Consider the following 14,133-nt stretch of genomic DNA (forward strand, 5'->3'; position numbering starts at 1 on the left):
TGCGGTCAAGAAGTGGCCGGAATCGATCCTACGGTCATTCTCATGACGACGAACTCAGAGATCAAGCCGTCCACCATCGACGTCCCGCAGGCCGACCTCGACGACTTGAACGAGCGGCTGGCCCGGACGCGCTGGCCCGCGCAGCTACCCGGTGAGGACTGGAGCCGCGGCGCGCCGGTGCCGTACCTCAAGGAGCTCGTGGAGTACTGGCGGACGGCCTACGACTGGCGGGCGTACGAGGCGGAGCTCAACTCCTACCCGCAGTTCACGACCGAGATCGACGGGCAGACGATCCACTTCCTGCACGTCCGCTCGCCGGAGCCGGACGCGCTGCCGCTGATCGTCACGCACAGCTGGCCGCTGTCGATCGTGGAGTTCATGAAGGTGCTGCGGCCGCTGACCGATCCGCGCGCCCACGGCGGCGACCCGAAGCAGGCGTTCCACGTCGTGGCGCCGTCGGTGCCGGGCTTCGGCTTCTCGTCGGCTCCGAGCGACACCGACTGGGACATGCCGCGGCTGGCCCGGATCTGGGCCGAGGTGATGCGCCGCCTCGGCTACGACCGGTACGGCGTTTCCGGCAACGACTTCGGCGCGGTGCTGGCGCCCGAGGTGGCCCTCGTCGACACCGACCATGTCGCGGGCGTGCACATCACGGCGGGGCTGGGCGTTCCGACCGGGGCGCCGGGTGAGCTCGACGTGCTGACCGCGGAGGAGCGGGCCGGCATCCCGACGTTCACCAGCGGCGAAGGACCGTTCCACCACGTCGAGATCCAGTCGAAGCGGCCGCAGACACTGGCCTACGGCTTCCACGACTCGCCGGTGTTCCAGCTGGCCTGGATCGTGGAACGCTTCCACGACTGGACGGACTACCGCCGCGAGCTGCCGGAGGACGCGGTCGAGCGCGACCTCATGCTGACCAACATCACGTTGTACTGGCTGAGCGGATCGGCCGGCTCGTCGACCTGGTGGTACTCCATCGGCGCGGCCCGGATGCCGGTCGACCAGAAGGTCGTACCGACCGGCCTGATGAGCGCGACGCCCGGCATGCGGCGGCTGGCCGAGCGCGGCAACGACATCGTGCACGTCGGCGACCACGACTTCGCAGGTCACTTCACGGCGCTGGAGGTGCCGGAGATGCTGGTCGCCGACCTGCGTGAGTTCTTCGCGAAGGTGCGGTAGCGCCTTACTGCTCGTCGACCTTGACGTCGTACTTGACCGTGCTGCCCTCGACGCCCGTCACGGTCACGGTCAGCCCCAGCTCGTCGCCGCCGGCCTTCAGCGTGCAGCGCATGGTCGTGCCGGTCTTGCCGGTGAGGTCGCCCGGGCAGTCGATCGAGTCAGGTGTCTGGCCGACCTGCTTGGCCAGCGTGTCCTTGACGGACTTCTCCAGGTCTGCCTCCTTCAGCGTGGGGTCGCCGGAGCAGCCGGCGACGGCGGCCCCAAGGGCGAGCAGCGACGCGAGGGCGAGCATGCGAGTCTTCACTGGAGCAAACCTCTCATTACGGATATCACAGCCGTTGCATCCTATCCGTAACCGGACGAAGTCCGAGCGTAGCGGCGCGCGGGGCCTGGCGGCCAGAGTCCACATCCAGACAAGTGCGCTGGCGGACGGGTGGCCGCCGCATATGGTGTGGAGACGTGTCACCATCTCCCCGCCGGGCGTTGCTGCTTGCTGCCGCTCTGGTCCTCCTCGCACTCAACCTGCGCACCACCGTCGCCTCGTTGCCGCCGTTGCTCACCGAGATCGAGGCCGACCTGCGGTTGCCCGGTTGGGCGAGCGGGCTCCTCACCTCGATGCCGATGCTCTGCATGGCGTGGTTCGCGCCGTCGTCGCACTGGCTGGCGCAGCGGTTCGGCAAGGAGACAACGGCTTTCGGCGCGATCGTGCTGGTCGCTGCCGGAAACGGCGTTCGCGGCATCGACCACAACGTCTACGTCTTGTTCGCCGGCATGTTCCTCGCCGGCCTCGGCGTCGCGATCTCCGGTGTCGTCCTGCCGGGCATCGTCAAGGACTTCTTTCCCCGCAACTCCGGGGCCGCCACCGGTGCCTACTCCGTCGCGATGATGCTCGGCGCGGCCGCCGCCGCGACGTTCGCCGTTCCGTTGCAGGCCGGACTGGGCTCGTGGCAGGCGTCGCTGGCCAGCTGGGCGATCCCCGCCGTACTGGCAAGCGCGTTCTGGCTCGCCGTCACCGCCCGCACCAACCAGCGCGAGCCCGAGGCTGAGGCGCTCACCGGCCGCCTGCCCTGGCGCAGCCCGGTCGCCTGGCTGCTGGCGACGTTCTTCGCCGTGCAGGCCTCGCTCGGTTACGCCTACCTCGGCTGGCTGGCACCGCGGCACGAAGCGCTCGGCTGGACTCCGGAGGCCGCGGGCGTCCTGCTCGGGGCGTTCCAGCTGGCGCAGCTCGCGACCGCGTTGTTCCTTCCAGCCTTGGCGGATCGCACCATTCACCGGCGGCCCGCGCTGCTCGGCGTGGTGGTCTGCTCGGTCGTCGGCGCCGCCTGGCTGTGGCTGCTGCCGGGCGTCCTCCCCTGGGCTGCCTCGTTCGTGCTGGGCGCCGGGCTCGGCGGTGGGTTCGCGTTGTCGCTCGTGCTGATCGTCGACTACGCCGCGACCTCCGCGGCCTCGAGCCGGCTGGCGGCGATGGTGTTCCTCGTCGGCTACACCACCGCGGCGATCGCGCCGGTGCTCGTCGGCGCGTTGCGCGACTCGACGGGCGGCTTCACCGTGCCGTTCGCCATGCTGACCGGGCTGGCCGTCGTCCAGCTCGCGATGGCCACGCAGCTCGGCTCGAAGCATCACGGCAGCCAGCACTGACCTCACCCCGGCCCGGCGTTTGTTCGGCCGGTCGTAACGAAATGTCCGAGTCCGGTCATCGCCGTCCGGATTTCGAAATCGGGGATTCGGTAGCCGGGATGTGACAGCCGGTCGTGGCAACGTTCGCGGCATGGCGCTGCTCCCCAACGGACGGCCGGCATGGCTGCCCCGGGCGCATCCGGTGTCGTGGTGGATGCTGCTCGTATCGACCCTGGCCATCCTGATCACCTCGATCGACCGCGCGATCCTGCCGACGGTGCTGCCGGACATCCTCGACGAGTTCGACCTGACCAAGACCCAGGGCGGTGTCCTGGTGTCGCTGTCGTTCATCGGCACGTTCGCCGGCGCGATGGTGCTCGGTGTCGTCGGTGACCTGTTCGGACGTGGTCACCATCGCGCCCGGACCTGGATGATCACCGTGGCGATCGCGTGCGTGGCGAGCGTCGCGACGGCGTTCGCCAGGAGCCTGGACGCCTTGCGGGCTTGGCGAGTCGTGATGGGTATCGGCACCGGCGGCATGGAGCCGGTCAACGTCGCGCTGGTCAGCGAGTGGTGGCAGAAGGAGAACCGCGGCTTCGCGGTTGGTGTGCACCACACGGGCTTCCCGATCGGTCAGCTGATCGGACCGGTGCTGATCGGCTGGGTGCTGGCAGTCGGTACGTGGCGGGACGCGTTCCTGTGGCTGCCGCTGATCGCCGTTCCGATCATGCTGGCGCAGGCCCGGATCGGCCGGCGGGACAACCTGGAGAAGGTCAACGCCTGGATCGAGCAGCACAAGCTGACGCCCGCGGTGCCCGCCACCGACGGGCAACGCATGGAGAATCCGATCACGAAGCTGCGCGTGGCCCTGAGCCACCGCAACGTGTGGTGCGGCCTCGGTCTGGCGTTCTGCCTGCTCTGGGCGGAGACCGGCGTGACGGCGTTCCTCACCACGCAGCTCGTCGAGCACGCCGGCATGACGCTCGCAGCGGCGGCGGTCGTCTCCGGCGCGTCCGGTCTCACCGGCTGGATCGGCCAGGTGGTCTGGGGAACCGTCTCCGACCATCTCGGACGGAAGTTCTCGCTCGTCATCATCTGCGTGGGCTGGACGGCCACCGTGCTCGCGATGATCCTCATCAACTCGCCCGCGATGGCCTGGACCGTGCTGATCGCGTGGGGCCTGTTCCGCAACTCGCCGTTCCCCGTGGTCTACGCGCTGGTCGTCGACTCCACGCCGCAGGCCGCGTCGAGCGGGATGGGCCTGGTGATCGGCATCGCGCTCGGCGTGTCCGGCATCATCGTGCCGACGGTGAGCGGCTGGATCATCGACCACCACGGGTTCACGCCGAACTACCTGATGCTGGCCGCCACCTGCCTGCTCGCTCTCATTCCCATCGCCGCCATGCGCGAGACCGTCAAGGCCGTCAAGGCTGTCAGGTCGGACGCCTAGCGGATCACATTCCGCCCCGGCAGCTCACGTCCGCACGCTCCCCGCTGGACTCGGCGGCCTTGACCTGCACGCCGTCCACGTAGATCTCGCAGGTGATGGTGCCGTCGTCGTCGCTGTCCCACGGGTTCTGTGCGCCGAGGGACGGATCGTCGAAGGTGTCCTCGCCGACCTTGAACGTCTTCTCCCACGGGACGCGGACATCGTTCCTGTCCTCGCTCCCGGACGGCGTCGAGTAGCCGATGTTCGCACGCTTGACCGTGCCGCCGACCTTGTAGGTGATCGTGTGCATGGCGCCAGGCACGACCTTCGGCGTGACCGTGACAGTGACCGTGGGATCGACGCCGTCCGCGGCGTTGTTCTGTTTGGTGTTCACCGTCGACGGCTGGCCGGTGTTGCCCTGCCCGCCCTCCGGCTGCTGCCAGCGATCGGGCAGCCAGATCAGCCCGGCGACGAGCAGTACCGCACTCGCCAGTCCCGCACCGAGCAGGGCCGCGGCCAGCCGGGATCCGCGCCGCCGCGGCGGCTCAACAGGTGGCACAGGCTCAGTCAGCCGGAGTGTCGGCGGGACTTCCCTGCCCGCGGCCACCAGGGCGAGCTGTTCGGCCAGCACGGGTCCGGCCGTACGCCCGGCCGGTTCCTTGACGAACAGGCCGGCGAGCACCGGCGCGAGCAGGCCGGCCCGGGCAGGCGGCAGCGGATCGGCGGTCAGCACGGCGACCAGCAGCGCTGCGACCGAGGACGCCTCGAACGGTGGCCGCCCCTCGACGGCGAAGTACAACGTCGCACCCAGCGCCCACAAGTCGGTGGCCGGCGTCGCGGCCTCGCCGCGCGCCTGCTCCGGCGCCATGAACGCCGGCGTCCCCATCACGGTGCCGGACTGGGTGAGCACGGTGCCGCCGTCGAGGGCGGCGATGCCGAAGTCCGTGATGACCGTGCGCTCGCCGTCGAACATCACGTTGCTGGGCTTGACGTCGCGGTGCACGATGCCCACGGCGTGCGCGGCCCGCAGCCCGGCCAGCACACTCGCACCGATCGCAGCGACCTGCCGCGGCGGCAACGGGCCGTCCGTCCGTACGACCTGGTCGAGCGTGCGACCGTGCACCAGCTCCATGACGATCCACGGCCGGCCGTCGTCGTGGACGACCTCGTGCACGACGACGATCCCCGGATGGCTGCTGAGCTTGGCCGCCGCCTGCGCCTCCCGGATCGTGCGCTTCTCCAGCGCCCTGACCTCGGCCTCGGGCATGCCGGCGGGGAACCGGATCTCCTTGATGGCGACGTCGCGCCCGAGCGTCTCGTCGTGCGCGCGCCAGACCACACCCATGGCGCCTTCGCCGATCTTCTCCCGGAGGAGGTACTTTCCAGCGATACGTCCGTCTTCGCCCCTCGCCACGCGAAGAGCCTAACCGGCTTGCACGGTTCCGACGGGTGCACCGTCCGACGGAGCGTTCAGCCACGACCACTGTGGCGACGGCAGGCCCGAGATGACGTCGTGCACCGCCTTGGTCGCCGGCGAGCGGGTCTCGTCGGTACGCCACCACAAGGCCACCTCGCGCTGGCAGTGGGTGTCGGCGATCGGGACCAGTCGTACGCCCGTGAGGTTGGACGTCGACATCGCCAGGCAGTTGGTCACGCCCGTGCCCAGCCCGCGCCGGACCAGCGCGACCAGTGTCTGCGGCTGGTTGGTCCGGAACATCACGTGCGGCGTCAGCCCCGCCTGGTCGAACACCAGGTTGGTCTCGAACTGCGAGCTGGTGCGATCCTCCTGCTCGCCGATCGTGATGAGCTGCATGTCGGCCAGTTCGCCGAGCTGGACGAACGGTTCCGCGGCCAGCGGATGCCCGGCACCGACGACGGCCACCAGCGGCTCCCGCCACAGCACCGCGTGCGCGAGCCGCCCACCGCTGACCGGCGGCATCACCGGCCGGACGGCCAGATCGGCCTCACCGCGTAGCAGCAGCTCGTCGAGCGCCCTGGTCGGACCTTCCCGCAAGACCAGATTGACAGCCGAATGCGCTTCCCGCAACGACACCAGCAGTTCCGGCAGCAGATAGGCCGACGCGCTCGGATAGATCGCGAGCCGCACCTCGCCGCGCACCTGCCCGCCGGCGCTCGCCGCACTGTCGCACAAGGCCTGCACGTGCTCGAGGACGGCCCGCGCGTGCGGCAGGACCGTACGCCCCTCCGGCGTCAGCACGGCGGGATGGGTGGACCGGTCGAACAGCTTGACGCCCAGCGCCCGTTCGAGCTCGGCCACGTGAATGCTGATCCGCGGCTGCGAGCGATACAAAGCGCCGGCCGCCGCCGAGAAGCCTCCGTGCTCAGCGACCGCCGCGAAGCTGGCGATCCAGTCGAGCCGGTAACGGTAAAGCTGCGAAAGGTCCATGGACCACCCTGCCACTCCTACCGGATGAACTGGTTCACGAAGTCGGCTCCCAACCCGACGTTGTCGTAGTGCGCTCGGCACAGCTGAATCTTCGTCCACACGTCTTCGTAGCCGGTCTGCTTGCCTTCAGCGTCAACGTAGATCATCGCGCCGGTGACGTTGAAGAACGTGATCATCTCGTTGCAGTGCTCCGGCACGGCCAGCGTATGGATCTCACCCGGTGGCTCGTACACGAAATGTCCAGCTTCGGCCACCCAGTCGTGCTCGTGGTAGTGCCAGGTCCCCTTCAGCACATAGCCGAACACCGCGGCCGGATGCCGGTGCCGCGACACGATGCCCGAGCGGGTGACCTTCAGGAGGTTGCACCACTGCCCCAGCACGGTGTTCAGCATGAGTGGCCGGAACCAGACATCCTGCTCCTGCTGTACCCACAGCCGGTCGTCGTCCGGTATCGCGGGAATCGCGATATCCCGCAGGAGCTCGTTCACGTCGTGCTGCATCGCTGCCATGCGTTTCCTTCCTGTGCCGCCCTATGCCGCGAGATAGCCGCCGTCGACGGGAACGACGGCGCCGGTGATGAACGCCGCGCCCGGTGAGGCGAGGAAGCCGACGAGCTGCGCCACGTCCTCGGGCACGCCCCAACGCCCCAGGGGCGTGCGCTCGAGGATGCGGCGCTCAGCGTCGGGATCCTCCCGGATCTCGGCGGTGAGATCGGTACGAATCCAGCCGGGCGCCACCGCGTTCACCCGTACGCCGTCGTCGGCGTACTTCACGGCGAGGGCCTTGGTGAGCTGGACGACGCCGCCCTTGCTGGCGGAGTAGGCGGGCACGAGCGGGCCGCCGAAGTAGCTCAGCATCGAGGCGACGTTGACGATGCAGCCGTGGGTGGCGGTGAGCAGCGGATGCGCCGCGACGCAGGCACGCATCGTCCCGGTCAGGTTGACGTCGATCACCTGCGTGAAGACCTCGGGCTCGTACTCCAGCCGGCGCCGGATCATGCCCGCGCAGTTCACCAGGACGTCCAGGCGTTCCTGAGCCGTTACGAGCGCCTCGACGTCGCCCGGCCGGGCCAGGTCGAGCTCGACGACCTTGGCGATACAGGTGTCGTCCGGCAACGGCCGCCTGCCGGGCAGCCCGGCGGCGACGACGTGCGCGCCGAGGCGGCCGAAGTGCTCGGCCACCGATCCACCGATTCCGCCCGTGCCGCCCACCACGACCACGGTCCGTCCGTCGAACAGACCGGGACGCAGCGCCGCCTCGACCACGCTGTTGGCGGCACTCACAGCGCGTTGGCCTTCGCTCGCGCCGCGAACCAGTGCGCGCTCGACTTCGGGATGCGCTGCTGCGTGTCCGGATCGAGGTGGACCAGCCCGAACTTCTTGCTGAAGCCCCACGACCACTCGAAGTTGTCGGTCAGTGTCCAGACGAAGTAGCCCCGCAGGTCGACGCCCTCGTCGATCGCCTGTCGGCAGGCGCGCAGGTGGGCGTCGATGTAGGCGATCCGCTCCGGATCCTCGACCTCGCCACCGGCGTTCACCCTGTCGCGCAGCGCGATGCCGTTCTCCGTGACGTACAACGGCACAGCGGGATAGTCGTCGCGCAGCCGGACCAGCAGCCGGCGCAGCCCGTCGGGCTCGATCTCCCAGCCCATGTCGGTCTGCGGGAGCCCTTGCGGCACGGGCTCGACGTCAGAGCAGCCGATCCACACGGAGTTGGGCGGGGTGGTCGAGTCCGCACGCCGCCGGCGGACGTGGTTGGCGGTGTAGTAGTTGATGCCGAGGAAGTCGACCGGCGCGGCGATCGCCGCCTCGTCGCCGTCCTGGATGTGTGCGCTGTCGGTGACAGCGGAGACGTCGCCCAGCACGTCGCGCGGATACGCGCCGCGCAGCACCGGATCGAGGAACATCCGGTTGCTGATCCCGTCCACGCGCCGAGCCGCGTCCAGGTCCGCGGGTTCGCTGGTCACGGCGGTGACCGGCCAGAGGTTGAGCGTGATGCCGAACCGCTGGTCCGATCCGAGACCCGCACTCCGCATCCGCTCCACGGCCAGGCCGTGTCCGAGCAGCAGGTGATGGGCGGCCCGCAACGCCGCCTCGGGGTCCTGCCGGCCGGGCGCGTGCACGCCGTTCGCATACCCCAGATAGGCGGAGCACCACGGCTCGTTCAGCGTCGTCCAGTTCTGTACGCGGTCGGCCAGCCGCTCGTACGTCGCGAAGGCGTAGTCGGCGAACCGCATCGCCGTGTCGCGCGAAGGCCAGCCGCCCTTGTCCTCCAGCGCCTGCGGCAGGTCCCAGTGGTACAGCGTGACCCACGGCTGGATGCCCCGCTCCAGCAACGCGTCGATCAGACGGGCGTAGAAGTCGACGCCGGCAGGGTTGAGCGGCCCGCTGCCGTCGGGCTGGACCCGCGGCCAGGCGATCGAGAAGCGGTAGTGCGTGGCGTTGAGCAACGACAGCAGGTCGACGTCTTCTGCGTAACGGTGGTAGTGGTCGCACGCGACGTCGCCGACGTTGCCGTCGGAGATCTTCCCCGGAGTGTGGGTGAAGGTGTCCCAGATCGACGGGCTCCGGCCGTCCTCGCCGACCGCACCCTCGATCTGGTAGCTCGCCGTCGCCACCCCCCAGGCGAAGCCGTCGGGGAACGTCGTGCCCGTGCCGGTCATGCTGCCAGCTCCTTCCACAGCTCGGCTGGAATCGGCCAGGTCGCCCACCGCACGGTCTGTGCGACTCGCTCGGGGTTCGACAGCCCGACCACCGTTGACGAAATCCTCGGCTCGCGCATGGAGTACTGCAGCGCGGCCGCACCCAGCGGTACGTCGTGGGCGGCGCAGCGCGCCTGCATCTCCTGGACCCGGCGCAGGACCTCGGGCCTGGCCTCGCCGTAGGCGTACTTCGGCTGGATCGCGGGTCCCTTCGCCAGCATCCCGCCGCCGAACGGTGCGGCGTTCACGACCGCGACTCCGGCCTGCTGGGCCGCGGCTAGCAGCGGCTCGGCCGACTGGTCGACGAGCGTGAAGCGGTTGTGCGTCAGCACGACCTCGAACAGTCCGGTGTCGAGAAAGCGCAGCAGCAGGTCGATCGGCCCGCCCGCGACGCCGATGTGCTCGGCGATCCCCTCCTGGTGCAGTTGCACCAGGCCTTCGACGGCGCCGCCGGGGGCCATCGCGGCGTCGAAGCCGATCACCTCCGGGTCGTGGAGGTAGAGCAGCTGGAAGCGTTCCAGGCCGAGCCGCTGGAGGCTCTCCTGCGCGGACTTGCGTACCTGGGCCGCGGAGTAGTCACGCGTCTCGCGGTCGGGATCCACCTTGGTGGAAAGCACGAAGCCCTCCGGCAACCCGCCGGCCTCGGCCAGCGCGGCACCCACCCGCCGTTCGCTCTCGCCGTCGCTGTAGCCGGCCGAGGTGTCCACGAAGTTCAACGGCCCTTGCAGCGCACGGCGTACGGTCGCGACACCCTGGCCGGCCGCGACGTCATAGCCGAAGATCCCCGGCATGCCGCCCAGCACACCGCAGCCGAGGCAGACCGGCGTGACCTCCAACCCGGTCGCGCCCAGCGGGCGGCGGTCCAGCTCGCTCACGCCACGACCTCCAGCGGTACGTCGCCGGGCCCGGTGGCGAGGCCCGCGGCCAGCGCGTCGGCGCGGACACCGACCGCGCGGATCCCGAGCCGGTTCGCGATGTCGTGGCTCGCGCGACGATGGGTCGGCTCGGTGTAGGTGAACACCTCGAGCGTGCCTCCGCCTGCCCGCAGGTTGGTGATGAGGAACCCGCGCTCGTCCTCGGGGCGTACCAGCTGCCCGACGACGCCGAAGTCCAGCCGGTCGCGGTAGAACGCGAGCGCCTCGTCCAGATCGGGAACGGTGACGGCGATGTGGTCGAACCGAGGGGTTCCGTCCCAGTCGTCGTCGCCGTCGACCTCCTGCTGCGCGAGCTCGGCCGACCACAGCTTGTTGTGCTGGACGTAGCCCTCGACGAACTCCAGGTACGAGCCGTCCGGGTCGAAGAAGAACGCGATGCGCACGCCACCGAACGCGTCGAACGGCCGGGCCGCGAACTCCACGCCGGCGTTGGTCAGGCGGTCGGCCCAGGCGTCGATTCCCTTGACCTTCAGGCCGAAGTGGCGGATTCCGCACTGCAGGTCGTCACGCTGCCAGACGCTCGGCCGGCTGTCGGCCCCGGAGCCGACGTCGACCAGCTTCACCGCGCCGGTGTGCGACTCGAGCCAGGTCACGGTGCGGCCGATGGGGTCCTGCTCTGTGCGTCCCTCGGTCAAGCCGAGCAGACCGCCGTAGAACTCGCGCGAGCGGTCCAGATCGGAAACGCCGATCTCGACGTACGACATGCCGTTGTTCATTACTTGAGGGCTCCCATCGTCAGGCCGGCGACGAACTGTCGCTGCATGCGAACGTAGACGATCACGATCGGTACCACCGAGAGCACCAGCGCCGCCGTCACCACCGGCCAGGCGGTCGCGTGCTGGCCCTTCAGTGCGTACAGCACGGGCTGCAGCGGCAACTTCTCCGGCGTCTGCACCAGCGTGTTGGCGAGGATGAACTCGTTCCAGGTGAACATGAACTGGAAGATGACCAGAGTCGCCACGCCGGGTCCGGCCAGCGGCAACATGACGCTCCAGAAGATGCGGAACTCTCCCGCACCGTCGACCTTCGCGCTGTCGCGCAGCTCCCCCGGCAGCGTCTCGAAGAACGCTCGCATCAGGAACATCGCGAACGGCAGCGACGTGCCGATGTAGACCAGGATCAGGCCGGTGCTGGTGTCGAGCAGCTGGAGCTGCTTGAGTTCCAGGAACAGCGGGACGATGACCGCCGTGCCCGGCAGCAGCATCGTGCTGAGCAGGACGAGATAGATGGTCCGCTTGGCGGGGAACGCCAGGTGCGCGAAGCTGTAGCCCGCCAGCGTGGCGAGGAACACGACGGCCAGCACGGTGGCGACCGTGATCCAGATGCTGATCAGGAAATGCCTTGGCAGGTCGACGTTCATCCACACCTGGTGGTAGGCCGCGAACGTGATGTCGGTCGGAAAGAAGCCGCCGGTGAACACCGTCTGCCCGGGCCGGATCGACGTCAGCACCATCCAGACGAACGGAAACGCCGTGAACACCGCGAGTCCGGTGAGGACGACATAGCCCGCGACTCTGGTGAAGGTGTGGCGTGGCCCGCGAGCGAGGGTGTTACTCATCTCTGGGCCTCCTGGTCAGCCAGAACTGCAGCAGGATGGCGAGCATGCCGAGGAAGAACACGATCACGCTCACCGCGGTGGCGTAGCCGACGGCCGGTATCGCGCCGGCGGTCGAGCCGAACGCCAGCCCGTAGAGATAGGTGCCGAGCACCTCCGAAGCGTGGTTGGGCCCGCCGCCCGTCATCACGAAGATGAGCTCGAACACCTTCACGCCACCCAGCACGTTCAGCGCGATGACCACGGCGGTGACCGGCCGCAGCATCGGCACCGTGATCGACCAGATCTCCTGCAGCTTGCTCGCACCGTCGACCCGGGCCGCTTCGTACAGCGTCTGGTCGATGCCTTGCAGGCCGGCGAAGTAGATCAGCATGAAGAAGCCGACCGACTGCCACAGCGAGACGAGCAAGATGGCCGGCAGCACGGTCTTCGGGTCGGCCAGCCAATTGTGTGAGATCCCGCCGAGACCGATGCTCGACAGGAATCGGTTGATCATGCCGAAGTTGCCGTCGTACATCATCTGCCACAGCAGGCCGCTGACGACGAGCGAAACCACTTGTGGCATGAAGAAGACGGTTCGGAACACCACGCTCCCCCGCCAGCCGGCGGCGAGCAGGATCGCCAGGAGCATGGGCAGGACCGTCTGCAGGATCGTCGAGACGACGGTGAACACCAGCGTGGTGCGCAGCGACTGCCAGAACACCGGATCGTCCAGCATGCTCTGGAAGTTCATCAGCCCGACGAAGCGCGGCTGGCCGAAGCCGGGCCACTGCGTCAGGCTGATGTAGAACGACCGGGCGAACGGATACAGCACGAACGCGAGGAAGAACAGCACGATCGGGAGGATGAACAGGTATCCCACCGCGGCCCGCTGCGCCTTCTCCCTCGTACGCGACCGCGGTGTCGTCTTGGCGCCCGCCAGGACGGCTGTCACCGTGACTGCGCCTTCTCGACCGCCGTCTGGATGTTCGCCGCGGCCTTCTCGGGTGTGGCGTCACCGGCGATCACCGCGGCCAGTTGGTTGGCGGCCGCGTCCGAAGAGCCCTTACCGAACAGGATGTGGCCGCAGCCGTTGCCCTTGGTGAGCCAGGACGTCATCTGCTTCATCGCCGGATCGGTGATCTTCTCGGCCGCCGCGATCGTCGACGGCATGCTGTTGGACGCGTTCATCACCTTGGAGTAGCGGGAGGGCTCGTAGACCCACTTCAGGAAGTCGACCGCGGCATCGGCGTTCTCACTCGCCGCGCTCACCGACAGTCCGGCACCGGCCTGGTTGGCGCACCAGTGCTTGGCGCCCGCCTTCCACGCGGGAGTCTCGGCGACCTTGTAGAGGTTCACGAAACTCTTCGGTGCCGACTGCGCGAAGCCCTGCGGCTGCCAGGAGCCGGAGTAGAACATCGCGGACTTGCCGGTGTAGAACGCCTGACTGGCCTGGTCGCTGTTGACGCCGTTGATGCCGGGCTGGAAGACCTCGGCGTCGACGAGCTTCTTCACCATGGCGAGCGACTCGACCACAGGCGGGCTGTCCCAGGACTGCTTGTTTCGTTGCATGTCGAGGTCGAGCACGACCTGCGGGTCGTCGGTCACCTGGGTGATGAGCGGCAGCCAGAAGTCGAGCCCGCTGGGCCCTGGGTTGTTCGACAGCGAGACCGGTACGAGACCGGTCTTGTCGCGGATCGCCTTGGCGGCCGTGGCGAGGTCGTCCCAGGTCTCGGGCACGTCGACGCCGGCCTTCTGCAAAACGTCGGGGTTGTAGAACATGCCGAACGTCTGCGCCATCCAGCCGATGGCGAACTGCTTTCCGGCGTCGGTGTATTCCGAATTCGTGGACGGGAAGAATCCGTCCAGGAATTCCGCTCCGAAAGCCTCTTTCAGGTCGAGTGCGATTCCGGCTTTTCCGTACTCGATCGCGAGCACGTGTGGCGCGAAAATGTCCGGCGGAGTGCCGGCTGAAACGCTCGCCTGCAGCGCGGGCAGATAGCTGTCGGTGTCACCGAAGATGCGGTTCTCGATCGTGATCCCCGGGTGGGAGTCCTGGTACTCCTTGATCAGCGCCGGCCACTGGTCGCGCTGCTCGCCGTACCACGTCCACATCTTGATCTTCTTGGTGCCGCCGCTGTCCCCGTCATCACTGCACGCGCTGGCCAATCCCGGAAGACCGAGCAGCGCACCGGCGGCGGCTCCCCCGCGTAGAACGGACCGCCTGGACACACGCGGCACACCGTTGTCGAGAGCCATGGGATACCTCCTAGCGAGGTCAGGTCGTCCCGGAATCGTTTCGCCGTGCGCGTTGGCCCGTCAAGGGTTTGC

General features: G+C 68.6%; 14 protein-coding genes. 3 read left to right on the forward strand and 11 right to left on the reverse strand.

Annotated elements, in window-relative coordinates; genetic code table 11:
* Positions 1-42: 42 nt before the first annotated feature.
* A complete protein-coding gene (locus ACYVF6_RS13315; RefSeq protein WP_460520777.1) occupies positions 43-1,179 on the forward strand; it encodes an epoxide hydrolase family protein in 1,137 nt (378 codons plus the stop codon).
* A gap of 4 nt (positions 1,180-1,183) precedes the next feature.
* Here ACYVF6_RS13315 and ACYVF6_RS13320 read toward each other — a convergent pair whose 3' ends face one another.
* A complete protein-coding gene (locus ACYVF6_RS13320; RefSeq protein ID WP_460520779.1) occupies positions 1,184-1,483 on the reverse strand; it encodes a DUF4333 domain-containing protein in 300 nt (99 codons plus the stop codon).
* Between the two features lie 155 nt (positions 1,484-1,638).
* On the opposite strand from ACYVF6_RS13320, the gene ACYVF6_RS13325 reads away from it, so the two are divergent.
* Both ACYVF6_RS13325 and ACYVF6_RS13330 read left to right on the forward strand, forming a co-directional pair.
* The gene (locus ACYVF6_RS13325; protein ID WP_460520781.1) at positions 1,639-2,817 is read left to right on the forward strand and encodes an MFS transporter; all 1,179 of its coding nucleotides are present in this window, start codon (positions 1,639-1,641) and stop codon (positions 2,815-2,817) included.
* Positions 2,818-2,947: 130 nt separating this feature from the next.
* Positions 2,948-4,246, forward strand: coding sequence for an MFS transporter (locus ACYVF6_RS13330; RefSeq protein WP_460520783.1), 1,299 nt, complete (start codon positions 2,948-2,950; stop codon positions 4,244-4,246).
* Between the two features lie 4 nt (positions 4,247-4,250).
* On the opposite strand, the gene ACYVF6_RS13335 is transcribed toward ACYVF6_RS13330, so the two are convergent.
* The 10 genes from ACYVF6_RS13335 to ACYVF6_RS13380 are packed head-to-tail and all read right to left on the reverse strand — an operon-like array spanning position 4,251 to position 14,061.
* On the reverse strand, positions 4,251-5,639 hold the full coding sequence (locus tag ACYVF6_RS13335) for a serine/threonine-protein kinase (RefSeq protein ID WP_460520785.1): 1,389 nt from the start codon (positions 5,637-5,639) through the stop codon (positions 4,251-4,253).
* 9 nt (positions 5,640-5,648) lie between these two features.
* Complete coding sequence (locus ACYVF6_RS13340) at positions 5,649-6,632, reverse strand: LysR family transcriptional regulator (protein ID WP_460520787.1); 984 nt, start codon at positions 6,630-6,632, stop codon at positions 5,649-5,651.
* 17 nt (positions 6,633-6,649) lie between these two features.
* Entirely contained in the window at positions 6,650-7,141 is a 492-nt protein-coding gene (locus ACYVF6_RS13345; RefSeq protein ID WP_460520789.1) for a 2,4'-dihydroxyacetophenone dioxygenase family protein, read from the reverse strand.
* 21 nt (positions 7,142-7,162) lie between these two features.
* Positions 7,163-7,915 (reverse strand): SDR family NAD(P)-dependent oxidoreductase, encoded by a 753-nt coding sequence (locus ACYVF6_RS13350; protein ID WP_460520791.1) that lies wholly within the window; start codon positions 7,913-7,915, stop codon positions 7,163-7,165.
* Positions 7,912-9,294 carry a glycoside hydrolase family 1 protein gene (locus ACYVF6_RS13355; RefSeq protein WP_460520793.1) on the reverse strand — a complete coding sequence of 461 codons (1,383 nt, stop codon included), beginning with the start codon at positions 9,292-9,294 and terminating at the stop codon, positions 7,912-7,914. Before ACYVF6_RS13355 ends, ACYVF6_RS13350 begins: the two co-directional genes overlap by 4 nt.
* Positions 9,291-10,208: an aldo/keto reductase gene (locus tag ACYVF6_RS13360; RefSeq protein ID WP_460520795.1), complete on the reverse strand. Its 918-nt coding sequence runs from the start codon at positions 10,206-10,208 to the stop codon at positions 9,291-9,293. The genes ACYVF6_RS13355 and ACYVF6_RS13360 overlap by 4 nt, the downstream gene beginning before the upstream one ends.
* Positions 10,205-10,984 (reverse strand): VOC family protein, encoded by a 780-nt coding sequence (locus ACYVF6_RS13365; RefSeq protein WP_460520797.1) that lies wholly within the window; start codon positions 10,982-10,984, stop codon positions 10,205-10,207. The genes ACYVF6_RS13360 and ACYVF6_RS13365 overlap by 4 nt, the downstream gene beginning before the upstream one ends.
* Positions 10,984-11,826 carry a carbohydrate ABC transporter permease gene (locus ACYVF6_RS13370; RefSeq protein ID WP_460520800.1) on the reverse strand — a complete coding sequence of 281 codons (843 nt, stop codon included), beginning with the start codon at positions 11,824-11,826 and terminating at the stop codon, positions 10,984-10,986. Before ACYVF6_RS13370 ends, ACYVF6_RS13365 begins: the two co-directional genes overlap by 1 nt.
* Entirely contained in the window at positions 11,819-12,757 is a 939-nt protein-coding gene (locus ACYVF6_RS13375) for a carbohydrate ABC transporter permease (protein ID WP_460520802.1), read from the reverse strand. Before ACYVF6_RS13375 ends, ACYVF6_RS13370 begins: the two co-directional genes overlap by 8 nt.
* Positions 12,754-14,061: an ABC transporter substrate-binding protein gene (locus ACYVF6_RS13380; protein ID WP_460520804.1), complete on the reverse strand. Its 1,308-nt coding sequence runs from the start codon at positions 14,059-14,061 to the stop codon at positions 12,754-12,756. The genes ACYVF6_RS13375 and ACYVF6_RS13380 overlap by 4 nt, the downstream gene beginning before the upstream one ends.
* Between the last annotated feature and the right edge of the window lie 72 nt (positions 14,062-14,133).

The organism is Flindersiella endophytica (assembly GCF_054779015.1).

Excerpts from the sequence above, each read along its gene's own strand:
- ACYVF6_RS13315 (WP_460520777.1), top strand. The coding sequence starts at position 43 with ATGACGACGAACTCAGAGATCAAGCCGTCCACCATCGACGTCCCGCAG.
- ACYVF6_RS13330 (WP_460520783.1), top strand. The coding sequence starts at position 2,948 with ATGGCGCTGCTCCCCAACGGACGGCCGGCATGGCTGCCCCGGGCGCAT.
- ACYVF6_RS13340 (WP_460520787.1), bottom strand. The coding sequence starts at position 6,632 with ATGGACCTTTCGCAGCTTTACCGTTACCGGCTCGACTGGATCGCCAGC.
- ACYVF6_RS13345 (WP_460520789.1), bottom strand. The coding sequence starts at position 7,141 with ATGGCAGCGATGCAGCACGACGTGAACGAGCTCCTGCGGGATATCGCG.
- ACYVF6_RS13355 (WP_460520793.1), bottom strand. The coding sequence starts at position 9,294 with ATGACCGGCACGGGCACGACGTTCCCCGACGGCTTCGCCTGGGGGGTG.
- ACYVF6_RS13365 (WP_460520797.1), bottom strand. The coding sequence starts at position 10,984 with ATGAACAACGGCATGTCGTACGTCGAGATCGGCGTTTCCGATCTGGAC.
- ACYVF6_RS13370 (WP_460520800.1), bottom strand. The coding sequence starts at position 11,826 with ATGAGTAACACCCTCGCTCGCGGGCCACGCCACACCTTCACCAGAGTC.
- ACYVF6_RS13380 (WP_460520804.1), bottom strand. The coding sequence starts at position 14,061 with ATGGCTCTCGACAACGGTGTGCCGCGTGTGTCCAGGCGGTCCGTTCTA.